The sequence below is a fragment of the Natronococcus sp. CG52 genome (genome assembly GCF_023913515.1).
GTDB classification, from domain to species: domain Archaea; phylum Halobacteriota; class Halobacteria; order Halobacteriales; family Natrialbaceae; genus Natronococcus; species Natronococcus zhouii.
Genome location: NZ_CP099391.1, coordinates 3,147,706 through 3,170,271 on the forward strand (window position 1 = coordinate 3,147,706; position 22,566 = coordinate 3,170,271).

The following is a 22,566-nucleotide window of genomic DNA, read 5'->3' on the forward strand; positions in this document are numbered from 1 at the left end:
CGACGCCCGAGACGGAACGGTCGATCGCCGCCCGTTCAGTCCAGTCTCGGCGACGGCTCGCGAAGCCCCGGGTGGGTTTTCAGCTCGCGCACGCGTCGCATCTTGGCCCGAAGGTCCGGTGCCGCCCCCGGCACCGCGAGGTCGTCGTCGACGCTCTCGTCGCCGTCCTCGAGTTCCTCGAGCGACTTCGGGAACCGCCGCAATCCCTTGTGAATCGCGAGTCCGGCGTACGCGCCGTCGCCGATCGCGATCGTCGTCTGGTTCTGGCCGTGAGTGACGTCGCCGACGGCGTAGACGCCGTCGAGGCTCGTCTCTCGACGCTCGTCGACGTCGATCGCCCCGTCGTCGGTGAGGTCACAGCCGAGGTCGGCAGCCAGGTCGGTGTTGTATACGGATCCGTACATCGCGAAGCCGCCGAGGTAGTCCCGTTCGGTCCCGTCGCCGGACTCCGTCCGGCTGCCAGTGGGACGTGGTCCCACGCTGTCGGCGAAGGCGAGTCCGCCGAGCCACGGCGGTTCGTCCTCGTCGATGCTCTCGTCCGCGTACGTCGACACGACGTTCGTGTCGATCCGGTCGATCGGGTGCGCGCGCAACTGCTCGTCGGTCTCGTCGCTCCACGCCGGCTCCCGGCCGTCCAGCAGGAGGTCGACGTCGGCAGTGAAGTTGAGCATCGACATCGCGACGTGGGCCGCGCTCTCGTCGTGTCCGAGGACGAAGACGGGGCCGTCGCCCAGCGCGTAGGCATCGCAGTGCAGACAGTAGTGCAGTCCCCGACCGGTGAACCGCTCGAGTTCCGGAACGCCCGGACTGCGGTCCCGAAAGCCGGTCGCGAAGACCACGCGATCGGCTTCGACGGTTCCGTGACCCGCCTCGAGGCGGAACCGCGGCTCGTCGTCTCCGATCTCCGTGACGGAGTCGACCGCGTCGGGGTAGAAGTCGCCGCCATAGTGTTCGAGCTGAGCGACCGCGTGCGCGGCGAGCTCGCGCCCGGAGATACTCTCGGAGACGCCGAGCAGGTTGTGGACGTGATTGGCCGCCGCGTGACGCCCCCCTTCCTTCTCGAAGACGGCGGTGCGGTGGCCGAGGCGGGTCGTGTACAGCGCGGTCGTGAGGCCGGCCGGCCCCCCGCCGACGACGACGACCTCGTACGCAGGGTGATCGCTCATGACGACTGCCACTCCGACGGCCAGCGGGTTGAGGCTGGGCCGCGCGTGTGCGGCCGCGACGTTTTCCGTCGATTCCCAGTCACCTCGAACGCAGCGTCGCATCAGCGACGGCATCAGTCTCCCGGGGACGGAACGAGGTCGAAGCGTTGGCACGGCGTAGTCCCGTCATGAGTTAGTCACCCGCCCTCGAGCTGCCGGCAGACCCGTCCGATGACGCCGACCTCGAGGAGATCCCCCGACGCTCCCCGGAGATCGATCTGGCGCTGCTCCACCTCGGCGGAACGAAGATCTTCGGGGTCCTCCTGACGGTGGACGCGGGCCGGGGCGTCGAAGCGGTAACGCTGATCGACGCGGGGACGTCGATCCCGATCCACTACGACGGTTACGAGGTGTTCCGGTCCCCGCTCTCGGCGTTTCAGCGGGCCGTCGCCGACGCGGGCCTCAAGGATCGCGTCGCGCACCTGGCACGCGGGGAGACGTACGCGTTCGAGATCCCCGGACCGACGGTGAGCGCTATCCCTCGAGTCGTTCCCGCGCGGCCGCCACCACGAGCGGCAGCGTGATCGTCGCGTCGCCGTAGACCGAAACGTTCTCGGCGTCCTTCTCGAGTTTTCCCCAGGAACGGGCCTCCTCGAGCGACGCGCCCGAGAGGCCGCCCGTCTGCTTGGGGTCCATCGTCAACTGGACGCCGTAGTCGTAGGCGCCCGGCGTGACGAGCATCGTCTGGAGGGTGAAGTTCTTCGGGACGCCGCCGCCGACGACGAACGCGCCGGCCTCCTCGGCCTCGAACGCGAGATCGGTGAGCGCGGTCATATCCGCAAGCGCGTCGAGCGAGAACGGCGAGGTCTGGGAGTACATCCACGCCTGGAGGCCGAGCACGGAGTCCTGGATCGCGGGACAGTAGATCGGGACGTCGTTCTCGTAGGCCGCGGCGGCGACGCCGGGCCCCTCGTCGATGTCCTCGCGTTCGTTGACTTCGGCGTTGGCTCGGCCGAGTTCGCGGGTGAGGCGTTCGATGGAGACGGGGCCCTCCTCTTCGGCTTCGGCCTCGAGCACGGGGAAGACCTCCTCGCGGAGGTGCGACTCGAAGGTCGCGAAGAACTCCTGGGGGAGGTAAACGTTGTAGATGCGGTCGACCTCCTCGTCGCGAAGCGTCTCGTCGTGCTCGCGCTCAGTCTTCCCCTCGGCGCGGGCGCAGCCGTGGTGGTGTTTGCCGCCGATCGCCTCGATCGAGTCGTGCGTGAGGTTCGCCCCGGTCGTGACGAGCGCGTCGATGTACCCGTCCCGGATCAGGTCGGCGACGATCCGTCGCATTCCCGTCGGCACCATCGCTCCCGCGAGTCCGAAGAAGACGGACACGTCGTCGTCGAACATGGCCGCCGTCACGTCGACCGCCTCGTGGAGGTCCGCCGCCCCGACGCCCGCGTCGCCGTACTCGTCGACGAGTTCGCCGACGGTCATCCCGGCGCGTGCCTCCGCGTGACCGACCGGATCGTGTTCGAACGTCTCTCGGTCCGGCTCGTGGTGTCCGTGGCCGTCGCCGCTGTCGTGCTCCTCGGTCATGTCATCGAGTCGGCGGGCCAGCGCTTTGAACGCCGCGGTCTCGCCCGCTCCGCAGGCAGTCGGATCGTCGAGATGAAACCGAAGGCCCAACTCCGACCGGTACGAGCTCCCGCGGTTCGCGTCCTCCGCACGGGATTTCAGGGAGATGCCGCAGGCTCAGTCGCGGGTTGCCGACAGGTGCGCTTCCAGGAACTTCGTCGGAAGCGTGACGGGCCCGATCCGTTCGACCGGGATCGGGAACGGGCACGGCACGTCCAGGGCGCTGGATCGTTCAGCGAGCAGTTCACCGTCGCGGAAGAGCTGGACGGCGATCAGGCCGTCGGGTGCCTCGACGGGGAAACACGCCGTCGCGCCCGGCGGCACCGTCAGCGTCTCGAGGTCGTCAGCGGGGTCCTCGTCATCGCCTTTCTCGGCGGGTTCTTGCTCGTGGCCGTCGTCGGTGGCGCCGTCCGCACCGTCCGCACGGTTAGCATCGTCCGCGCCGTTCCCCACGATAATCTCGCCGAAGAACGCCTCCTGACAGGCGTCGAACGCGGGGTTCGATACCGTCAGCTCGCCGAGGCCGGGAACGGTAGGATCCTCCCGGAACGCCTCGGCGGTGCCGACGACGGCGTCGTCGGGTATCTGCTCGAGTTCGCGCACGTCGAAGGTTCTGACGCCGTCGACCGCACCGACCGGTTCGATCACGTTTCCGATCTCGCCGCCGGAGAGGAACGTCGCCTCGAGGATCACGTCGACGAACTCGCCGAAGACGCGGACGGTCTGGCAGTCGACGAACTCGATTTGCTCCTCGGGCGGGATTACGGTCCGCCACTCGAGCGTAACCTCGTGCGTACCGTCGTTAGTCACGCAGAAGACCGCCGTACCGTGTTTCTCGTCCGCACAGGCGGGCGTGAGCCGAACGTCCGTCGGCGGGACGCAGGCGTCCTCGTCGCCGCCCTTCGGGCCGTCTGTCGTCGTCTCGTCGGTTTTTCGATCGTCGCCGGCGGCGCCCGCGACGGTTCCCGATGCACCGCCGATCACCGCGGTCGTAACGGTGACCCTTCGCAGCCACTCTCGTCTAGAAGGGGTCTCTTGTGTCATTGGTTGGTCTCCCCGGGAGCGACCCCGAGAACAAGAGTGAGTTGCGACGCATCGACCATTGTTATCGGCAGTCTGCAGGGCGGTTCACGGCGCCCAACACCGTTCCGGAGCGCAAACCGCTCCGTCTCGTGGCCGTTCAGCCGCTCGAGGGGTCGTCTACCCGTTATGTCCCGCTGGAGCGACGACGACGGCCTGTACGCCCCGGTTACACGCCGCTACGACGGTGTACGTCTCCCCATCTCCCGTCAGGGGGGACTTACAGCAGGTGGCTCACAACCCGGTCGGTACCTCGAGATAGGTCGTCTCGAGCCCCCAGCCGTCGACGAGTTCCTGAAGCGCTCGGACGCCGAACGTCTCGGTGGCGTAGTGACCCGCCAGCGCGACGTGGATCCCCGCCTCCCTGGCCTCGTGATAGACCTTCTGTTTGCCCTCGCCCGTGACGAGCGCGTCCGCATCCGCGGCGACGGCGTCGTCGAGCCAGTCGGTTCCGCTGCCGGTGACGATCGCGATCTCCTCGATCTCGTCGGAGCCGAACTCGAGGAGCCGGACCGGCCGATCGTCGGTCTCGAGTTCCGACTCGAGGACCCGCTGTAGCTCGTCAGGCGCGTACGGATTTGGCGCCCTCCCGCGCTGGCCGATGTGTTCGGGCCCCAGTTCGCCGAAGGGGGAGCGGTCCTCGAGACCGAGGATATCGGCGACGCCGGCGGCGTTGCCGAGGTCCTGGTGGCCGTCCAGGGGCAGGTGCGAGACGTACAGCGCGAGGTCGTCCTCGAGCAGAGGCTCGAGGCGGTCGTAGGTGCGGCCGGTCACCCGGTCGAAACCGCTCCAGGAGATGCCGTGGTGGACGACGAGCGCGTCCGCGCCGATGTCGACCGCGCGCTCGAAGGTCTCGGCGACGCCGTCGACGGCGAACGCGACGTGGTCGACGGTTCCGTCGCCGGGACCCACCTGAAGTCCGTTCGCGCTGGCGTCGATATCGGCGTAATCGTCCGTCCGTAGCTTCTCGTCGAGTCGGTCGACGAACGTCGAGAGCTCGAGCGTCATGACGGGCAGTTGCGCCGCTGGTGGCTTGTATCCTTGCGATCGAATCCCGTTCGACGCCGCTCCCGACGCAACGGGAAAGAGCCGAGCTCTCGTCGACGGAACCTCGCGTCGAGTGCGCCGTCGACGACGCTCAGGCGGGCTCGAGTTCTACGATCGAATCGAAAACCACCGACGGTCGTGACGCCGCGCTCACATCAGGTAGAACAGCGGGAAGAGGATGACCCACACGATGTCGACGAAGTGCCAGTAGAGGCCGAAGAACTCCACCGGCCGGTTGTCCTCGAGGTAGGCGTCGATCGACCAGATCCGGTAGAGCATGAAGCTAGCGATCAGCAGCCCGAGAATCACGTGAAGCGCGTGCAGGCCCGTGGTTACGAAGTAGACCGAGTACTGCAGTTCGGTGAACCAGTAGATACCGTGTGCGAATTCGAAGCTCCACTCCCAGGACTTCACCCCCAAAAACGTCAGCCCGAGCAGCAGGGTCGCGCCGAGCGTCGCGAGCACTCCTCGCTTGTTCTGGCGTTCGGCCATCACGAGCGCGAGGATGACCGTGAAACTCGAGGTCAGCAGAATGTACGTGTTGACGAGACCGGCCAGCGTCGACGGCGGAACGGGCTCCCAGGCGTTCCAGCCGGTGTGGATGCGCAGGAAAATGTACCCTCCGATGACGGCGCCGAAGACGATGACGTCGGAGGCGAGGAAGAACCAGACGCCGAGCTTCGTCCGCCCGACGCCCTCGAACGGCCAGCGCTCGGCGATGGCCATCTCGGGGGCGTAGAACCGCTCCCGTCCGTACTCGAAGAGGGTGTACGCGAGGATCGCCACGCCGAGCAAGACGAGGATCGGGTACACGATGTTCGGCTCGGCGGCGGTCCCGACGAGCCCCTCGGACGCGGCGCCGGTTCCCTCGGCGAAGTCGACGACGTACGGCGTTAGCCCCGAGAGACCGAGGAAGAACGTGAACATTCCGAACCCGATCCCGAGCGGCCAGATGCTCGCGTGGTCGGCGTGTTGTTCCTCACTCCTCGCCTCGTGTACCGTCGCACCCCCATCGGCGGCCGCCGAGTCGTCGACGAACTCGAGTTGACCGCTGGCGTAGCTGGGACGACCGTCCCAGTTTTCGAGCGGCGGGGGCGAGGGAACCGCCCACTCCGCCGTGCGCGAGAACTCCCACGGATTGTCCGGGGCGCGGGGTCCTGCAATCCAGCTGTGAGCGAGCGTCACGAATACGAGCAGCCACGACACGGCGAGAACGAACGCCCCGACGGTCGCGATCTGGTGGTAGATCTCCAGTCCCTCGCCGAAGTGGAAGACGCGCCGCGGCGTCTCCCAGGCGAGGAACATCGGGAAGTACAGCAGGTTGAAGCCGATGAAGTAGACCGCGAAGCTGAGTTTGCCCAGCGTCTCGGAGTACATCTTGCCGGTGATCTTCGGCCACCAGTAGTAGAGGCCGGCGACCAGGGCGGTGACTCCGGAGACCATCACGTAGTGGAAGTGGGCGACGACCCAGTAGGTCCCCCGGAACTCGTAGTCGAGCACGACGGCGCCGAGGAACACCCCGGTGATGCCCCCCAGGATGAACAGCACGAGTGCGCCGAGGCTGAACAGGAACGGCGTCGTGAACCGGACGCGTCCCTTGACCATCGTGTAGATCAGCGCGAAGACCATCAGGTCGAACGGTAACGAAATCCCGATGGTCGTCGCCATCATCAGCGTCTTGATCTCGAGGTTGATGGTCGTCAGGAACATGTGGTGCATCCAGACCAAAAAGGACTGGACGGCCACCAGCACCATCGCGATGATGACCCACTTCCGACCGACGAGTCGACGCCCCGTAAACGTCTGGAACGTCTCGAATATGATCCCCAGCGCGGGGAAGAAGACGATGTACACCTCCGGGTGACCGAAGAACCAGAACAGGTGCGCCCACATCAGACTCGAGCCCTGATCCGTCGCGAAGTACTGCGTGAGGAGGAGGCGATCGCTTGACAACAGGAGGAGCGCGGCCAGCAGCGCGGCGAACGCCAACAGCATCATCCAGACCGTCAGCAGCCACGACCAGGTGAAAAGCGGCATGTTCCACAGGCCGAGCCCCTCCGCTCGCGAGTAGTGGATCGTCGTGAGAAAGTTCACCGACCCCAGCGTGATCGAGAACACGAACAGCATCAGCGCGAGGATCGTCCCGTTGCCGCCCGTAGTCGCCTCCATCGCCGGATGATACATCGGCACGTTCAGCGGCGCGTACATGTACCACCCGCCGGCGAACGCGTGTCCCTGAAAGTACGAAATCGCGAGCAGGACGCCCGAGAATAGGTAAAACCAGTAACTCAGGGCGTTCAGCCGGGGGAACGCAAGGTCCTTCGCCCCGATCTGGAGGGGGACGAAGTAGTTCGCGAGTCCAGCCGCGAACGGCGAGAGAAACCAGAACACCATCAGCAGTCCGTGCGTCGTCACCGCCTGATTGTACTCGGTGTTGGTGAGCAGCCCCGTGCCGCCGGCCTCCCACAGTTGGAGGCGGAACAGGAGCGACATGACGCCGGCCAGAACGAGAAAGAACAGCGCGGTCACGAGGTACAGGATGCCGACGTCTTTGTGATTGGTCGTCACCAGCCAGCGCTTGACCGCCGTTCGCGGCGGAAGATCACTCACCGACGTTCACCTCACGGATCGCGTCGTTTGCTGCGCCGGCCGTCCCGCCGGTCGGCGCTCGAGCGCTGCCCCTCGATACGCCGGTCCGTGATGCCGCGCTGATCGAGGACTGTGAAACGAAGACCATCAACAAGGAAACGCTCTCGACTGTCGGGGATATGAAGCTATCCAGTTGCGTTTGCAAGCCGGACGCTCCGAGAGCGCCGTCGTCCGCTCTCTCGGGGTTTCAGCACGCTCTCGAGTATCGTCGATTCGCGGTTATCGTAGCTGCTGACGGCCGATACGCACCCGTTGCTCGATGGCTGCGAGACGGGAGCGCTCGTTTCAGTCGATACCAGAGGGCGAGGGCGATCGAAACGCCCTGATCGTGTGATACTCGAGCGCCGTCGCGTCGCGCTCGAGTTCGACCCAGCCGCGCTCGGTGAAGATGCGCCGCCAGTCGCGGACGTACAGCGGGATGCCGTCGACGGTCCGCGTTTCGCACGCGGTCGATTCCGACTCGTCCGTGCTGTTTTCGGTGGTCGGTGGACGGTCGTCCGCGCGCTCTTTCGCTGACGAGTTCGAATCGGTCGCTCGCCTGGCGTCGGTTTCCGCCGTAATGAGAAGCGTCTCCGCCAGGCGAGTCAGTTCGTCGAACACCCACTCCGCCTCGGGATGAAGGTGCTGCAGCGTCTCGACGGAGTAGACGACGTCGAACGCATCGTCCCCGGCGTCGCGGACGACGTCCTCGATAGCTGAACGGTAGAACGTGCCAGCGTCGGCGAGATCGGGATAGGCGTCGGCCATCACGTCGAAGGCCGCGTCGTTGATGTCGACGCCGTACAGGTTCTCGTACCCGTGCTCGCGGAGGTGTGCGAGGTGGCGGCCCGAACTGCAGCCGAGTTCCAGCACGTCGGCGTCGTAGCTCACGACGCGATCCAGCGTTCGCCGGATCCGGTCGCTCGTCTCGTTCGGACCGTAGTAGGCGTAGTACGCCGGCGAGTACGCGCCCGTCCGCGTCGCCCACCGGTCGTGTACTTCGTTTCCGTCCATGGTCGTCGGAATCCACCGGTCCGCACCGCTGCTCGGAGGACCGATCGGGACGTCGGAGCCTGCCTCGCACTACAGTCGCGTCAGGTTCTTCGCCCGGGGCCCCTTGTCCGCCTGCTCGATCTCGAACTCTACTTCCTGGCCCTCCTCGAGGTCGTCACCGCCAACGTCCTCCATGTGGAAGAAGACGTCGTCGTCGGTCTCTTCGGTCTCGATGAAGCCGTATCCGCCCGTGTCGTTGAAGAACGCAACCGTTCCGGTTGGCATCACCGACACTCCGTCGGCCGACCGTATATATCCGAGGCCGGAGAGTGCTACGGAGTGACGTCTCCCACGAACGGAGTAGACCGACGGAAGCCCGTTCGTGGCGCTACCGGCGAAGCGTATCCGGATCCGGAGACGGAACTCGAGCGGTCGCTACTCGAGTAGCCGTTCGAGCCGTCGAGGGCTGTCGAATTCTCGCTTCAGGACGACGATCCTCTCCGCGGGGGCATACGTTATCACGCCGTGATCGGCGAGTCGCGGAAGGTGGTTGTGAACCAGCGAAATATCGATTCGGCGGACCACCGTTCGATCAACGTCGTCGATGGAAGCGTCTCGATTCCGCGTCGCGATATCGCGGACCAGTTCGTCGACGGTGGTCGGTTCGCCCGGCTCGAGCCGCGAGAGCAGATCTCTTCGGTCGGGATCCGAGAGAAGCCGATACGCCGTCACCGAACTCAGTGAAGGTACTTTCGCATCGGTCATACGGTCGAACCAGAGTGCCGGGCGGTTCAACCGTGACGCCTAACGAGTATGGTGATCCCCGGTTCCGTCGGTACAGCCGACCGCGCTTCCAAACCGGAAGACCGTCGATATCCGCAGTAGCGAGCCGATAGTGGCCGTTACGTCTGTGCTTCGCCGTGGCTGTAGACGAACTCTCGCACCAGTTTCCCCGCGAGTGCCGCGGCCTGGCCGTCGTCTCGGTCGTTGACCTCGACGACGTCGAATCCCGTGACGGCGGGCGCGAGCGCGCGGACAGCGTCGCGCATCTCGCGGGGCTCGAGTCCGAACGGTTCTTTGGTCCCCGTTCCCGGCGCGTAGGCGGGGTCGGCGGCGTCGATGTCGACGCTGCAGTAGACGTCCCGCTCCGCGAGCGCTGCGTCGGGCTCCCAGTCGGCGACGTCCTCGGGTGGAACGACGGTCACGTCGTCCGCGGCGGCCCGCTCCCACTCCTCCTCGCTTCCGGTCCGCGCGCCGAGGATGACGACCTCCTCGACGGACTCGACCTCCTCGAGGATACGCCGCGTCACGCAGGCGTGGGACAGCGAGTTGCCGTCGTACTCGCCGCGAAGGTCGAGGTGGGCGTCGAGCGCGACGACGACTTCGGGTTCGACGGCGCGTGCGCCCGCGAGCGAGACGGTGTGCTCGCCGCCCAGCATCAGCGGGACGGCGTCGTCCCAGACGACGTCGCGGAGGGTCCCCTCGAGCCACTCGAGGTACTCGTCGACGTCGTCCCAGGACCGGACGTCGCCGTGGTCGGCGACGCCGAGCGCTGAAAAGTGCTGGTCCGTTCGCCGGTCGTAGTCGTCGAACGTCTCGGCAAAATGACGGATGCGCCGGGGGCCGAAACGGGTCCCCGGCTGAAAGGTCGTCGATGCGTCCAGGGGCGCACCGACGACCACGAAGTTCGCGCCTCCACGGTCGGGCGTTCGCCCTCGCGTGTCGGTCTCCTCGCGTTCGTCGGTCGCCCCGGGAAACATTAGACGATCTTTCGCTGGTCTTCCATCTCGAGGAACTCGATGTTCTCGTCGGGCGAGACGTCCTGATCCTCGGGAACGCGCATCGTAATCGTCTCGTACGTTTCGAGGTCCATGACCTGCATGTCGTTTCCGTCGACGGAGACGATCTGTCCCTGCTTGCGCTCGATGATCGGGACCCAGATCTTCGCGTCGACCGGCTGCGAGAGCGACCGCTTCTTGTCGTCGAAGACGCCGCGGGCCTCGATCCGTGCCTTGGCGCTGCCGTGTTTGCCCGGCTTCGCCGTCGAGTAGGAGTCGATCTCGCACGCCGTTTCTTCGATGAGTACGTAGCTTCCTTCCTGGAGGTCACGAACTTCTTGCTGCTGTTTCGCCATGTCCCGGGGTAATCAACCGATCGCCATAAACCGTTTGGAATGGACGCTCTTCCGGGTGTAGTCCGCTACCACCCCCCGATCGTCGCGTGGCGAGACGGACGACTCCCGCGGACCTGTAGAAACTTCCTCGGTGGTCGGGGACGAACGGGTCGGTGATGCGAACCGGTCTCCTCGTCGCGCTGCTCGTCGTCGCCCTCGCCGGTACCGCGTTTCTCGTCCGCTACGAGCTGTCGTCACCGAATCGAGGCCCCCTGATGGACGAGATCGACGGGCGACTCGCCGAGACGCTACCGCCGGGAAGGGGGTCACACCTCGAGCAGGCCCCGACGGTCCGCCGACTCGCGGTTTCCGCGGAACGCGACGGTGAATCCGTCTACATCCCGGTCATCCGAATCGAGTTCGGGACGACCGACGCGCCGGGAACGCGGATCGTCTTCGAGTACGTCGCGGACGTCCTCGAGGCGATCCACCCCGTCTTCGAGGCGCGTGACGAACGCGTCGCACACTACGACGTGGAGTTTCGCTTCGGCCCCGACGGCCTGCTCGTCGACGGCGAGTGTCGCCGCGTCTCGGTGCCGATCGAGTTTGCCGACGAGTTGCTCGAGAACGACAGCTACCGGGCGTTCGACCTCTGGCGAGATGTCGAGCGCGGCGACGGCGACGAGACGGTCACGACGTTGTGGGGCGCGTGTCGGTCCGGATCGCGGTTCGGCGCCACTCGACAGGTAGACGCCGATTCTCCGCGCTCCGAGTAATATCGGAACGAGCGAGGTAACAGAAAAGCTATTACACGGCAGTTTACACCGTTGATATCACTCATGCTCACCAGACGCGCTGTGCTCGCGACCGGCGGAAGCGCACTGCTCGCCGGCTGTAGCGCGTTCGAGACGATGTCCGAGACGACAGGGTCGTGGCCACAGCAGGGATACGACAGCGCTCGGACCGGCCATCCGGCGGATCTTGAGGGACCCGATGCGTCCCTGACGACCGGCTGGACCGCCGAGTACCCTCGTTACGGCGGCACCCCGACGTCACCCGTTCTCGCCGATGGATCGGTCTACATCGCCTACACGGACGGTCCACCGCCGATCGGAGACGGCGAACGGACCGTTTCCGTCGCCGCGTTCGATCCCGAGACGGGGGATCGACAGTGGACGACGGCAGTGATGACGAGTCGGGAGGACAGCGGAACGGAGTACCACGCCGACTCGCTCGCCGTCGCCGGCGACACGATACTGGTACAGACTGCGAACGGCATCCACGCGGTCGGAACCGACGGCGACCGGCGGTGGCGATTCGACAACGTCGGCGACGGTCATCTCAGTATCAGAGCCGTTAGTCCGAGTTTCGACGACGACGCCGTCTACGTGGGTCACTACCGACAATCGCGGGACGAGTACGAGTCGGTGTTCTACGCGGTCGACCGCGAAGATGGATCCGAGCGCTGGCGCCACGAGTTCTCGGAGTGGGAGAGTCGCAGCGTCTACTCCTCGGCCGTCGTCGACGGCGTCGTCTACCTCGCGGCGTACGACGACGGCGTCAAGGCGCTCGACGCGGACGACGGATCCGAGCGCTGGCGCTCGTCGATTCCCGTCAACAGCACGCCGACCGTCGTGGACGGGACCGTCTTCGTCGGCACGGACCGGGACGACGAAAGCGGCGTCGTCGCACTCGAGGCCGACACCGGCGAGGTTCGCTGGTCCCGCGGGGACGCCGGACAGTCGTGGGCGCCGCGCCACCTCGCGGCGACCCCCGACGCCATCTACTACCCCGAACACGACCGCCTCGTCGCTCGAGAGATCGAGACGGGAGCCCCGCTCTGGGAGGACGACGCCGGCCGTCCCGAGGCGGAAGGAGAATTCATCGGCGGCGGCACGCCAGCAGTCGTCGGTGATCGCATCTACGCCGGCGGGTCGGGCGTCTACGTGCTCGATCGGGAGAGCGGCGAGGTCCTCGAGCGGTACGAACTGAACGCCGGAACGGTCCGGAACTCGGTCGCGGTAGCCGACGGCTGGCTGTACGCGAACACGAACGGGCGCACGCTGTACGGGCTCACCGACTGCGAAACGGAAGTGTTCGGCCGCTGTCTTCGGTAAGCGAACGCGGTCCCGGCCCCTTTATTAGAGCAACCACCCGTTGGGATCCAGAACTTAACAGAAAAAATATTACTCGTCGGTGTCGACACTCGACTACTACAGATGCCCTCCAGACGCGCCGTCCTCGCGGCCTGCGGGAGCGCAGCGCTCGCCGGCTGTTCGACGCTCCGAGACGATCCGACGATAACCGTCTCGTGGCCCCAGCGGGGATACGATCGGGCTAGAACCGGATCCGTCGACGACGCGTTCACTGGCCCCGAACCGCCACTGGCCGACGGCTGGACGCGATCGCTCCCCGACGGCCGCGGGTCCGAAACGTCCCCGATTCTCGCGGACGGCACGCTCTACGTGGGAGATACGAACGGTCCCCTACCCGGGACGGCGGGAGAGCGAACCGTCACGATCGACGCCCTGGATCCGGGAACGGGCGAGCGCCGCTGGAGCGCGACCGCGACGACGACTCGAGAATCTCACGGGACGTACTACCACGCGGATTCGCTGGCGTTCGCCCGGGAGACGGAACTAATCCTGCTCCAGACTTCGAACGGCCTCTGCGCGGTCGGCACCGACGGCGCCGAGCGGTGGTGTTTCGACAACGTCGGCGACGGACAGCTCAGCTACCAGCCGGTCGCTCCGGCCGTCGACGCCGAAACAGCCTACGTCGGGCGGTATCGACGGATCGCGACGGACGATACCGAACCGGCGTTCTACGCCGTCGACCTCGAGGACGGGTCCGAGCGCTGGCGTCACGAGTTCTCGGCGTGGGACGGACGACTCGTTTACTCGCCCGCGGTCGCCGACGGCGTCGTCTACCTCGCGGCGTACGACGAAGGCGTCATGGCGCTCGACGCGAGCGACGGAACCGAACTGTGGCGCGAGTCGGTTCCCGTCGACAGTGCGCCGACAGTAGCGAACGGGGCCGTCTACGTGACGACCGTCCACTACGACGACGAGGAACTCGGCGCGAGCGCGCTCGAGGCCGATACCGGAGAAGTCCGCTGGTCGGTGACGGACGAGCGACAGGATGCGTGGGCGCCGCGTCACCTCGCAGTGACCGATAAGGAAGTCTACTACCCGACGTTCGGACGACTCGTCGCTCGGGATGCGGAAACGGGAGCACAGCTCTGGGAGGAGACCGACGACCAGGCCCCGGCGGGGGTGGGCCGGATCGGAAGCGGAGCCCCGGCCGTCGTCGGAGATCGGATCTACGCCGCCGGCTCCGACGTGTTCGTGCTCGACCGCTCCGACGGATCGGTTCTCAGCCGGTACGAGACCGATCGGGATACCGAGAGTTCCGTCGCCCTCGCGGGCGGCTGGCTCTACGTAAACACGGGCCCGACGCTGTACGGGTTGACCACCTGTGAAACCGAAGTGCTCGACCGCTGTCTCCGTCAGGGATAATCTTCTAACGACTACCCTCGAGCGCGCGTTCGATCCGGGTCAGCCCTTCCTCGAGTTCTTCCGCCGGGAGCCCGAACCCGATCCGGAACCGGTCCGGGTGGCCGAAGAACTCGCCGGGCGCGAGGACGACGCCCTCCTCGAGGACCGCGCGGCAGAACTCCTTACCGGTCTCGAAGCCGTCGGGAACCGTCACGAAGCCGTTGACGCCGACGGGGTCGTACCACCCGAGGCCGTGTTTCTCGAGGAACTCTTGCACTCGATCGCGGTGGTCGGCGACGAGCGCGCGGTTCTCCGCGAGGATCTCCTCCTCCCGCTCGCCGAGAGCCTGCTTCGCGACGTGCTGGCCGAAGATGGAGGGCGAGATGGTCGTGTAATCCTTCCAGTTCCAGGCCGTCTCGAGCAGGTCGGCGTCCCCGACGAGCCAGCCGAAACGCAGGCCCGCGAGCCCGTAGGCTTTCGACAGACTCGCCGTCGAGAGCCCGTGCGGTCCCAGGCTCGCAACCGGCGGGAGGGGATCCTCGGCCAGCAGGCGGTACACCTCGTCACAGAGCAGGTAGGCACCGTTGTCCTCGGCCAGGTCGTACAGGGCCTCGACTTTCTCGAGCGGGTGGTACCGTCCGGTCGGGTTGTTCGGGTTGTTGCACACGATCAGTTCCGTCTCGGGCCGGATCGCGTCGGCGACGGCGTCGACCGAGAGCTCCCAGTTCGGCGGCTCGAGCGAAACCGTCGTGACCTCACCGACGGACTTCGGCACGGCGTGGAGCGCCTGGTAGGTCGGGGTGACGACGACCGCGTGCGCGTTCCGTTCCTGGAGCGTCGAGAGGAACGCCAGGAAGTTCGCCTCCTGGGTCCCGCAGGTGCACAGCACCTCGTCGGCCTCGCGGTCGTAGCGGTCGGCGAGTTCCGCACGGAAGTCCGGATCGCCGTTCGTCGGGATCACGTAGCCGAGTTCGCCGGGATCTGTGTCGAAGCGGTCCGTCGAGAGGCTTCGGACGCCGCTCTCGGCGAGCATGACGTCCGCCTCGTGTTCGTACTCGGCGAACCAGCGCTCGAGGCCGAAGGTATCGATCTGCATACGGAAGCGTTGGCGGCAGTTCGTAATACGGGTTGTTCATTCGGAAGCGAGATGTCGAATCCGCTAGGAGAGACCGCGAACGATGGCCCGTTTCGACCAACTCGAACCACGTCGCGGCGGCGCGCGCTGTCAATCACGTTCGAGCGAAGCGAGGTGCGAGCGTGCGAGCACCTCGAAAAACGAGCGGTGACCGGCAGGAACCGCGAGTACAGCGGGAACTGATCGACGACTCTGTGCGAGGTCTTCGCTCGTTCGCCTTCGCTCACTCGCTCATCCACCGGAAGACGCCTCGCGTCTTCCGAGCCGTTCGCTCACTTCGTCTGCTCACGGGCGTTGCGGGACGGCAAAGCCGTCCCGACAGTCGCGGCACGTAGTGCCGCGCACTGCCCGTTCGCACGGTACGCGGGACCGAAGGTCCCGCGCTATTCACGAAGACCTCGCGCAATTTCGGCTGAGGGGTCGCGCCTCGCGTCGCTCGCCCTTCAGCCAGCGCGCGCCACCGCGGCATCGCTCGGTCTGCTCGAGTCGGACCCTCGTTCATCGCTACTCCGTCCCATACGGCTCACCGCTGCGAGGAGCCGTCAGGACCACCGGAATCCGAGCGGTTCGGCCGGCGGCTCGAGCGGACTCGCCGGCAACCCGTCCCCGACCTCGGGATCGTTGTACGCTCCCGGCGCGACGTCGTTCGGCGTGTCGGGGTAGAACAGCGAGGCGAGCGCCTGGATCTGGCCTCGACCCACGCCGAGTTCGAACTGGCCGCCGCCGTACAGCCGGATGCCGCGCTCCCGACAGTACGATACCGTCTCGAGCAGCGACTCGAGCGAGCCGAAGCGCGACGGTTTGATGTTGAGCCACCGGGGCTCCCACGGCAGGTCCTCGACGTCGGCCAGTCCGTGAATCGGCGCGTCCCAGGACACCCGATCTCGAACCCGGGAATCGTCGAACAGCGGCTCCGTCGCCGACTCTAGCGCGGGATCTTCGACCACGGCGTCTGGGAACTCCTCGAGCACCAGTTCGTAGAGTTCGGGATCGGCCTCGACGTCGACCTCGGTGCCGTGGTACTGTCCCTTCAGATCGAGGATGCGCACGGCGTCGGTCGACGCGAGCGCTTCGACCAGCTCGGCGTCCCATGCGGGAATCGGATCGAGTTTGAACTCGAGCCCGGGAACGGCCTCGAGCAGGTCGCCGATACGATCCGTCGTCGGCTCGTCGCCGAGTCGCGTGCTGGCGACGAAGCGGACGGGCTCGTACCGTTCGCCGAGCGCCGACGCCAGGTCCGTCTCGGCCTGTCGGAGCGCGAGGTCGAGCGCCGCGCTCTCGAGTCCCCACCGCCGGTAGTTGCGGAAGACCTCGCGGTCGGGTGCGCCGGCCGGAAAGCAGTCGATGTCGTCGAGGTGACTCGAAAAGGAGTCGATCGTGTACTCGCCGGTCAGGTCGGACAGTCCGGTTTCGGCCAGCGCGTCGTGCTCGTCGGTCTCGTAGGTGACGTCCTCGCCTACCCCCTCGACAGGGTCGCTATCCGGCCCGGGCCCGGCGAACGCGAACTCGGTGGTCACGCGGGTGAAGCCGCTCGAGGTGTCGCGTTCGAGGCGGTCCCTCGAGACGGAGTCGATCGTCAGCGGAAGGTCGGCGATCTGGTCGTACTCCATACATCACTCCTCGAGGGCCAGCGAAAAGAACGTTAGAGTCGAGGGTTCGACGGTCGCTTTACGGATTTGATATCTTACTCTTCCCTCGCCAAATATTGCCTGAAGAGAAACCCCAGACCGGACGTGTTCTTGACAGAATCGGAGGGTGCGACCCTTCCAGTCCTTAATTCAGAAATCCGTAAGAGCACGAAAAATTAGTTATTTATCCACACAGTTCACACTTCAGTCATGATGGGTACGGGGGGTGGAGGGGAGCGGTGCCGTTCGGAGCACTCGATCGTCTGGGTCGATCCGGACGAACTCTCGCGATCGACAGAATCGACTGCAAGGGATGCGGACGACGGCGAACCAGACCTCGAGAACGACCGCATCGACCTGGAGTTCGAGTGGTTCCAGCTCTGTCACGCCTGTGGCGAGCAGAAGTGGTTTCGTGCGATGATCTGCGACGACTGTCGAGGGCGATACGGGGTTTCTTGGCGGTAGCCGAACCGAGACAGTCAGGCCGCCGTTACTCCTCGCGACGGCGCTGCCGAAGATTTTGCCGCGTGAACTGCGGCTTCGCCTGGAGCGAGCGCGGCTCGCGGAACGAGCGGTAGAGTTGAACGAGGACGACCGCAGAGAAGGCCGCCGCGACGAGGGATCCCTCCGGTGTCTCGAGCGCGTACAGCACCCCCGTGGAGAACAGCGACATCGTCAGGAGCATGCCGTAGACCAGCCGCCTTGCGAGCTGGTCGAAGACGCCCTCCGAGTCCTCGACGCCGATGCGGACGTAGAGGTTGTCCCGCTCGAGTCGGTCGAGCGCGCGTTCGGTCTTCGGCGCGATCCGAGTCAGCGACTCTCCGGAGCGGCGGACCTGCTGGCCCGTCTCCTCGAGATACTTCCGAACGGACTCCTCGCGGTAGCCCTGTTCGGTCAGGTAGTCGGTCGCGGTCGCGATGAAGTCGAAGTCCTCGTCCAGCGTGACGCAAACGCCCTCGACGACGGTCGCGACCCGCAGCACGAGCGCGAGGTTCTTCGGCAGTCGGAACGGGAACTCGTAGATCGAATCCTCGATCTGGCCGACGATCTGCTGAACGCGGTACTGCTCGATGTCCTGACCGCGGGCGTCCTGGATGGCCAGCTCCATCACCTCGGCCATCACCGACCGGTCTGCCTCGGGGCTCAGCGTGCCGATCTCGATGAGCGCGTCCAGGATCGCGTCGATGTCCTGGTTGGCGACCGCGATGTAGAACTCGACGATCTTCCCCTGAACGAACTCGTCGACCCGGCCCGACATGCCGAAGTCGTAGAAGATGATCGCGCCGTCGTCGGTCACCGCGAGGTTTCCGGGGTGGGGGTCCGCGTGGAAGACCCCGTCGTCGACGATCATCTGGAGGTACGACCGCTGGAGGTTCTCCGCGACCCGACTCCGGTCGATCCCCTTGCGGTCGAGGGCCTCGACGTCGTTGATCTTCGTCCCGGGAATGTACTCCATCGTGAGCACCCGAGGGCCCGAGTGGCGCTCGATGACGGACGGGATCACGAACCGGTCGTCGCCCGCGAAGTTCTCCCGAATTTCGGTCAGCATGGTCGCCTCGCGCACGTAGTCCATCTCCTCGCGGATCGTCTTCGCGAACTCGTCGGCGAGGTTCTCGAGCGAGAACGACCGGGACTCGTCGACGAAGTACAGCAGAATCGGTAGCGACCACCGGACGACCCGCAGGTCGGCCTCGACCAGTTCCTCGATGTTCGGGCGGCGAATCTTCACGGCGACGGGATTCCCGTCGACCCGGGCGCGGTACACCTGTCCGAGGCTCGCGCCGCTGATCGCGTCGGTGTCGAACTCGTCGAAGTGGTCCTTCACCGGACCGAGTTCGTCCTCGAGGACCGTCCTCGCCTCGGGCCAGGGGGCCGGCGGCACCTCGTCCTGCAGCGCGGCGAGTTCGTCGATGTACTCCGGCGGCAGGACGTCGGGTCGCGTCGACAGCAGCTGGCCGAGCTTGATGAACGTCGGCCCGAGCGTCAGCAGCGACTCGAGCAGAACCTCGGCGCGGTGGCGCCGGGTGGCCGGATCGACGTTTCGCGGTCGACCGAACAGCAGGTATCGCCGCCGGTCGCGCGCGTAGGCCAGCAACAGCGGGAGAAACTGCCACGCGACGACGACGAACCGCCGATACGCGCGGAGAGATGCCAGTCTCGGTCACCTCGTGTTGTCCGGATCGACGACGTCGATAGTCGTTTCACCGTTGCCCGACCGTTTGGGGAGCGTCAACTCGAGCACGCCGCGTTCGACCGACGCCTCCGCATCGTCCCCGACGGCGTCGTCGGGGAGCGGCAGATCGACGTCGAGGAGGAGCGGTCTGTTCTCCTCGATGTATCGGTACTCGTCCTCCGCGTCCTTCTGTCGGCGTGCATCGATGGCGATGCGTCCGTCCGCGACCGTAACGTCGGTCGAGTCGGCCGTGACGCCCGGGACGTCGAGGACGAGGAGATACGCGTCCTCGCTCTCGAGCAGATCGAAGAAGACGTCCTCGGAGAGATCCTGCAACGCGTCGCGGAGCGCTGACATGGCCGTGGATTCGGACGCGGGTACGAAAAAGCCCGCGGTAGCGGCCGATCCCGGAGCGCTCGCAGCGACGTCTCCGGTGGCGTCCCGTACCCTTTTGAGCCCCGCCGACCCGAGTCAGGGTATGGAAGGAGCCGACCGCGAGCGCAAGGAGGCGGGGTTCAAGGTACGGACGCCCGTCGACGAGGCGCGCCGAACGCTCGAGGAGGCCGTCCTCGACGGCGAAGCGAGCGATCCACCGACGGGAACCGAGACGGTACCGCTCGAGCGAGCCGACGGACGGGTCCTCGCGGCACCCGTCACCGCCGCACGGAACGTCCCTCACTACCAGCGAGCGGCGATGGACGGCTACGCCGTCCGGGCGGCGGACACCTTCGGTGCGAGCGACCGCTCTCCCGAGGTGCTCCGAATCGGCGATCGGGACGGGTCGGTCGGACCCGGGACAGCAGTTCGGGTCCACACGGGGAGCGCTCTCCCCGACGGCGCCGACGCCGTCGTGATGATCGAATACGTCGAGGAACTCGAGGATCTCGGCGAACTCGAGGTCGGTGACGCGGTGGCGGAGGGCGAGAACGTCGCACCCGTCGGCGAGGACGTCGAGGAGGGACGGCGACTTTACGACGCGGGTCACCGCCTTCGCCCCTCGGACCTGGGTCTCCTGCGGTCGGTCGGCTACACCCGCCTCGAGGTCGCCCAGCGGTCGACCGTCGGCGTGATCCCGACCGGCGAGGAACTCGTCGAGGGCGATCCCGGCCCCGGCGAGGTCATCGAGACCAACGGCCTCACCGTCTCTCGGATGGTCGACCGCTGGGACGGGAGATCGACCTATCGCGACGTCGTCACCGACGACGCCGAGTCGCTGCGGGTCGCCATCCAGCGCGATCTCACGAAGGACGTCGTCGTCACGACCGGCGGCTCCTCCGTGGGTGAACGGGACCTGCTACCCGAAGTGATCGACGAGCTCGGCGAGGTGATCGTCCACGGCGTCGGTCTCAAACCCGGCCACCCGGTCTGTCTCGGCGTCGTCGAGGAGACGCCCGTCCTCGCGCTGCCGGGCTATCCCGTCGCCTGTATCGTCAACGCCGTCCAGTTCCTCCGGCCGACCCTGCGCTGGCTCGAGGGAACGACCCCCGAACCCCACCCGACGACGCAGGCCGTCCTCGAGCGAAAGATCCCGAGCGAGCCCGGCACGCGGACGTTCGCGCGGGTGCAACTCGAGGAACGCGACGAAGCTGATCTCGAGCGCGGCGAGCCGGCCTACCGCGCGACTCCGACGCGAGCGAGCGGGTCCGGAGTGCTCTCGAGCGTCGCCCTGGCCGACGGCTGGGTCGTCGTCGACGACGAACGCGAGGGAATTCCCGAAGGGGAAACGGTCGCGGTCCAGGACTGGGAGCCGAACGCGTAACAGTAGATACTGGTAACGGTCTTCTCGGTGTGAAACACCCCGTCCGAATTCAGATCGGGTAGTTTGTTACCGAGAGGATGCGAACGTACCATTGCTGTCTTTGACGGAGTAGCCGAGAATTCGAGCGTCCTGTCCGAACTGGCGACAGGGGATCGCCACGTCCTCCCCAGCCGATTCGTTCGATCACGGGTCGTTTCTCCACGTTCGCTCACTCATCCGCCGTCAGAGCAAGCTCTGACGAGCTCCTCGAAAATCAGGGATTTTCGTCATCACGAGGCGGCAAAGCCGCCTCGAACGACTTCGCTCGTTCCACTCGCGAAGGCCTCGCACAGTGTCGGCGCTCGGTTCTCGCTGTGCTCACGGCTCCCTGTGGTCGCCGTTCGTTTCCGAGGTGCTCGCACCTCGCTTCGCTCGAACCCGATCGACAGCGCGCGCCACCGCGACGTGGATCGGTCGGTTCGGGCGATACAGGGTTCGCCTGTCCGTAACGGGCGTTTCACGAGCGGTTCTGAACAGCGAAACCACGCTAGTGCCGACCGGTAACGAGCGAGCGACGAGACGTCCGCTACTGCAGCGCCAGCCGAACCGCGTCCGCGAGCGCGTTCACCCGGGCGACGTGCTCGTAGGAGCCGTCGCGAACGCCGTTGGTGACGTAGGAGAACGCGACGTTTTCCTCGGGATCCGCCCAGCCGACGCTGCTTCCCAGCCCAGCGTGACCGAAGACTCGTTCGGGGCTGAGAGAGCCGTACGGAGCGACCGTCGTCCCGCCCTTCCAGAACCCGAGCGCGAACCGCGCCTCCCGCGAGAGCGTGCCGTCGGATTCGGTCTCCGCCTGGACCGTCGTCATCTCGTCGACAGTCGACTCCGAGAGGATTCGGCTGCCCTCGAGCTCGCCGCCGTTCGCCAGACAGGCGTAGAAGCGCGCCATGTCTCGAGCGGTACCGATCCCGTTCGCGGCGGGAATGACGGCCCGGTGGATCGCCTCGGTGTTGAACGGCGCCGCGACGACGGTGTGGTCGCCCAACCCCTCGCCGGGGTCGCGACAGCGGTCGAACTCGTCGAAGGCGACGAGCGTGGCGACGTCGTCCGGTTCGTGCTCGCGGAGTCCGATTCCGGTATCGGTCATCCCGAGCGGGTCGAAGACGCGCTCGGCGGCGACCTCGTCGACCCGCGCCCCGGACACCCGGCGGACGAGTTCGCCGACGAGCCAGCCGAACGTGAGCGCGTGGTAGGCCGGCCGTTCGCCCGGCGGGAAGACCGGCTCCATCTCCTCGAGGTGTTCGACGACGGTGGCCCAGTCGGTCCAGAGGTCGGGTCGGTCGTCGATCTCCCCCCGCGGGAGGCCGGCCGTGTGGCTGAGCACCTGCCTGACGGTGATCTCGGCCTTCGTCGACCCGTCGTCGGCGAACCCGGGCCAGTGATCGACCACCCGGTCGTCGTAGGCGATCTTTCCGTCGTCCGCGAGCGCGTGCAGCGCGACCGCGGCGTACGGTTTCGTACAGGAAAACAGGAGATGGCGCGTCGTCGGCGTCGTCTCCCCGCCGTCGGGGCCTGTCGTCCCGCCCGCGAGGTCGATCGCGGACTCGCCGTCCGCGAAGACGGCCAGCTGGGCGCCGTGGTGGAGTCCGACCTCGAGGTGTCGGTCGAAGAGGGCGGCGATCCGCTCGCGATCCGCTTCGGTGACAGGTGACATATGTCATGCAACTGGCGGCGGTATTGTAATCGTTCCCCTCGAGACCAGCGAA

21 protein-coding genes are annotated in these 22,566 nt (G+C 66.4%); 5 read left to right on the forward strand and 16 right to left on the reverse strand.

Annotation, left to right across the window (positions count from 1 at the left end; genetic code table 11):
• Positions 1–35: 35 nt before the first annotated feature.
• The 11 genes from NED97_RS15805 to NED97_RS15855 form a co-directional block, all read right to left on the reverse strand.
• Positions 36–1,166 (reverse strand): NAD(P)/FAD-dependent oxidoreductase, encoded by a 1,131-nt coding sequence (locus NED97_RS15805; RefSeq protein WP_252490642.1) that lies wholly within the window; start codon positions 1,164–1,166, stop codon positions 36–38.
• Between the two features lie 176 nt (positions 1,167–1,342).
• On the reverse strand, positions 1,343–1,627 hold the full coding sequence (locus NED97_RS15810; protein ID WP_252487978.1) for a hypothetical protein: 285 nt from the start codon (positions 1,625–1,627) through the stop codon (positions 1,343–1,345).
• 52 nt (positions 1,628–1,679) lie between these two features.
• The gene (locus tag NED97_RS15815) at positions 1,680–2,729 is read right to left on the reverse strand and encodes a deoxyhypusine synthase (protein WP_252487979.1); all 1,050 of its coding nucleotides are present in this window, start codon (positions 2,727–2,729) and stop codon (positions 1,680–1,682) included.
• A gap of 156 nt (positions 2,730–2,885) precedes the next feature.
• A complete protein-coding gene (locus tag NED97_RS15820) occupies positions 2,886–3,812 on the reverse strand; it encodes a hypothetical protein (protein ID WP_252487980.1) in 927 nt (308 codons plus the stop codon).
• A 270-nt stretch (positions 3,813–4,082) separates the two neighbouring features.
• Complete coding sequence (locus tag NED97_RS15825; protein ID WP_252487981.1) at positions 4,083–4,856, reverse strand: Nif3-like dinuclear metal center hexameric protein; 774 nt, start codon at positions 4,854–4,856, stop codon at positions 4,083–4,085.
• 189 nt (positions 4,857–5,045) lie between these two features.
• Positions 5,046–7,505, reverse strand: coding sequence for a cbb3-type cytochrome c oxidase subunit I (locus NED97_RS15830; RefSeq protein WP_252487982.1), 2,460 nt, complete (start codon positions 7,503–7,505; stop codon positions 5,046–5,048).
• 324 nt (positions 7,506–7,829) lie between these two features.
• Positions 7,830–8,537, reverse strand: coding sequence for a class I SAM-dependent methyltransferase (locus NED97_RS15835; RefSeq protein WP_252487983.1), 708 nt, complete (start codon positions 8,535–8,537; stop codon positions 7,830–7,832).
• Positions 8,538–8,606: 69 nt separating this feature from the next.
• Positions 8,607–8,801 carry a cold-shock protein gene (locus NED97_RS15840; protein ID WP_252487984.1) on the reverse strand — a complete coding sequence of 65 codons (195 nt, stop codon included), beginning with the start codon at positions 8,799–8,801 and terminating at the stop codon, positions 8,607–8,609.
• Positions 8,802–8,951: 150 nt separating this feature from the next.
• Entirely contained in the window at positions 8,952–9,281 is a 330-nt protein-coding gene (locus tag NED97_RS15845) for a DUF7344 domain-containing protein (protein ID WP_252487985.1), read from the reverse strand.
• 137 nt (positions 9,282–9,418) lie between these two features.
• The gene (gene speB / locus NED97_RS15850; RefSeq protein ID WP_252487986.1) at positions 9,419–10,276 is read right to left on the reverse strand and encodes an agmatinase; all 858 of its coding nucleotides are present in this window, start codon (positions 10,274–10,276) and stop codon (positions 9,419–9,421) included.
• The gene (locus tag NED97_RS15855) at positions 10,276–10,650 is read right to left on the reverse strand and encodes a translation initiation factor IF-5A (protein WP_252487987.1); all 375 of its coding nucleotides are present in this window, start codon (positions 10,648–10,650) and stop codon (positions 10,276–10,278) included. The genes speB and NED97_RS15855 overlap by 1 nt, the downstream gene beginning before the upstream one ends.
• 155 nt (positions 10,651–10,805) lie before the next feature.
• Here NED97_RS15855 and NED97_RS15860 point away from each other — a divergent pair, with 155 nt between their 5' ends.
• The 3 genes from NED97_RS15860 to NED97_RS15870 all read left to right on the forward strand — a co-directional run bounded on the left by NED97_RS15860 (position 10,806) and on the right by NED97_RS15870 (position 14,147).
• On the forward strand, positions 10,806–11,405 hold the full coding sequence (locus tag NED97_RS15860; protein ID WP_252487988.1) for a hypothetical protein: 600 nt from the start codon (positions 10,806–10,808) through the stop codon (positions 11,403–11,405).
• Between the two features lie 63 nt (positions 11,406–11,468).
• Positions 11,469–12,746, forward strand: a complete 1,278-nt coding sequence (locus tag NED97_RS15865; protein WP_252487989.1) for an outer membrane protein assembly factor BamB family protein — start codon at positions 11,469–11,471, stop codon at positions 12,744–12,746.
• A gap of 102 nt (positions 12,747–12,848) precedes the next feature.
• Entirely contained in the window at positions 12,849–14,147 is a 1,299-nt protein-coding gene (locus tag NED97_RS15870; RefSeq protein WP_252487990.1) for an outer membrane protein assembly factor BamB family protein, read from the forward strand.
• A gap of 4 nt (positions 14,148–14,151) precedes the next feature.
• Here the strand turns inward: NED97_RS15870 and NED97_RS15875 are convergent, their stop codons facing one another.
• Together NED97_RS15875 and NED97_RS15880 are read right to left on the reverse strand one after the other, a co-directional pair.
• Positions 14,152–15,222, reverse strand: coding sequence for an aminotransferase class I/II-fold pyridoxal phosphate-dependent enzyme (locus NED97_RS15875; RefSeq protein WP_252487991.1), 1,071 nt, complete (start codon positions 15,220–15,222; stop codon positions 14,152–14,154).
• A gap of 581 nt (positions 15,223–15,803) precedes the next feature.
• Positions 15,804–16,871: a hypothetical protein gene (locus NED97_RS15880; protein ID WP_252487992.1), complete on the reverse strand. Its 1,068-nt coding sequence runs from the start codon at positions 16,869–16,871 to the stop codon at positions 15,804–15,806.
• Between the two features lie 231 nt (positions 16,872–17,102).
• Between NED97_RS15880 and NED97_RS15885 the strand changes: the two genes are divergently transcribed.
• A complete protein-coding gene (locus tag NED97_RS15885; RefSeq protein ID WP_252487993.1) occupies positions 17,103–17,354 on the forward strand; it encodes a hypothetical protein in 252 nt (83 codons plus the stop codon).
• A 25-nt stretch (positions 17,355–17,379) separates the two neighbouring features.
• Here the strand turns inward: NED97_RS15885 and NED97_RS15890 are convergent, their stop codons facing one another.
• Both NED97_RS15890 and NED97_RS15895 read right to left on the reverse strand, forming a co-directional pair.
• Positions 17,380–18,984, reverse strand: coding sequence for an ABC1 kinase family protein (locus tag NED97_RS15890; RefSeq protein ID WP_252487994.1), 1,605 nt, complete (start codon positions 18,982–18,984; stop codon positions 17,380–17,382).
• 66 nt (positions 18,985–19,050) lie between these two features.
• The gene (locus NED97_RS15895) at positions 19,051–19,419 is read right to left on the reverse strand and encodes an Hsp20/alpha crystallin family protein (RefSeq protein WP_252487995.1); all 369 of its coding nucleotides are present in this window, start codon (positions 19,417–19,419) and stop codon (positions 19,051–19,053) included.
• A 121-nt stretch (positions 19,420–19,540) separates the two neighbouring features.
• On the opposite strand from NED97_RS15895, the gene NED97_RS15900 reads away from it, so the two are divergent.
• Complete coding sequence (locus NED97_RS15900; RefSeq protein WP_252487996.1) at positions 19,541–20,821, forward strand: molybdopterin molybdotransferase MoeA; 1,281 nt, start codon at positions 19,541–19,543, stop codon at positions 20,819–20,821.
• Positions 20,822–21,386: 565 nt separating this feature from the next.
• Here the strand turns inward: NED97_RS15900 and NED97_RS15905 are convergent.
• Complete coding sequence (locus NED97_RS15905; RefSeq protein WP_252487997.1) at positions 21,387–22,514, reverse strand: serine hydrolase domain-containing protein; 1,128 nt, start codon at positions 22,512–22,514, stop codon at positions 21,387–21,389.
• Positions 22,515–22,566: the final 52 nt, after the last annotated feature.

Bases quoted from the DNA above. Each gene is read 5' to 3' on its own strand.
- NED97_RS15845 (WP_252487985.1), bottom strand. From the start codon at position 9,281: ATGACCGATGCGAAAGTACCTTCACTGAGTTCGGTGACGGCGTATCGG.
- NED97_RS15825 (WP_252487981.1), bottom strand. From the start codon at position 4,856: ATGACGCTCGAGCTCTCGACGTTCGTCGACCGACTCGACGAGAAGCTA.
- NED97_RS15855 (WP_252487987.1), bottom strand. From the start codon at position 10,650: ATGGCGAAACAGCAGCAAGAAGTTCGTGACCTCCAGGAAGGAAGCTAC.
- NED97_RS15880 (WP_252487992.1), bottom strand. From the start codon at position 16,871: ATGGAGTACGACCAGATCGCCGACCTTCCGCTGACGATCGACTCCGTC.
- NED97_RS15815 (WP_252487979.1), bottom strand. From the start codon at position 2,729: ATGACCGAGGAGCACGACAGCGGCGACGGCCACGGACACCACGAGCCG.
- NED97_RS15905 (WP_252487997.1), bottom strand. From the start codon at position 22,514: ATGTCACCTGTCACCGAAGCGGATCGCGAGCGGATCGCCGCCCTCTTC.
- NED97_RS15900 (WP_252487996.1), top strand. From the start codon at position 19,541: ATGGAAGGAGCCGACCGCGAGCGCAAGGAGGCGGGGTTCAAGGTACGG.
- NED97_RS15870 (WP_252487990.1), top strand. From the start codon at position 12,849: ATGCCCTCCAGACGCGCCGTCCTCGCGGCCTGCGGGAGCGCAGCGCTC.
- NED97_RS15865 (WP_252487989.1), top strand. From the start codon at position 11,469: ATGCTCACCAGACGCGCTGTGCTCGCGACCGGCGGAAGCGCACTGCTC.
- NED97_RS15820 (WP_252487980.1), bottom strand. From the start codon at position 3,812: ATGACACAAGAGACCCCTTCTAGACGAGAGTGGCTGCGAAGGGTCACC.
- NED97_RS15805 (WP_252490642.1), bottom strand. From the start codon at position 1,166: ATGAGCGATCACCCTGCGTACGAGGTCGTCGTCGTCGGCGGGGGGCCG.
- NED97_RS15840 (WP_252487984.1), bottom strand. From the start codon at position 8,801: ATGCCAACCGGAACGGTTGCGTTCTTCAACGACACGGGCGGATACGGC.
- NED97_RS15885 (WP_252487993.1), top strand. From the start codon at position 17,103: ATGGGTACGGGGGGTGGAGGGGAGCGGTGCCGTTCGGAGCACTCGATC.
- speB (WP_252487986.1), bottom strand. From the start codon at position 10,276: ATGTTTCCCGGGGCGACCGACGAACGCGAGGAGACCGACACGCGAGGG.
- NED97_RS15835 (WP_252487983.1), bottom strand. From the start codon at position 8,537: ATGGACGGAAACGAAGTACACGACCGGTGGGCGACGCGGACGGGCGCG.
- NED97_RS15860 (WP_252487988.1), top strand. From the start codon at position 10,806: ATGCGAACCGGTCTCCTCGTCGCGCTGCTCGTCGTCGCCCTCGCCGGT.
- NED97_RS15895 (WP_252487995.1), bottom strand. From the start codon at position 19,419: ATGTCAGCGCTCCGCGACGCGTTGCAGGATCTCTCCGAGGACGTCTTC.
- NED97_RS15875 (WP_252487991.1), bottom strand. From the start codon at position 15,222: ATGCAGATCGATACCTTCGGCCTCGAGCGCTGGTTCGCCGAGTACGAA.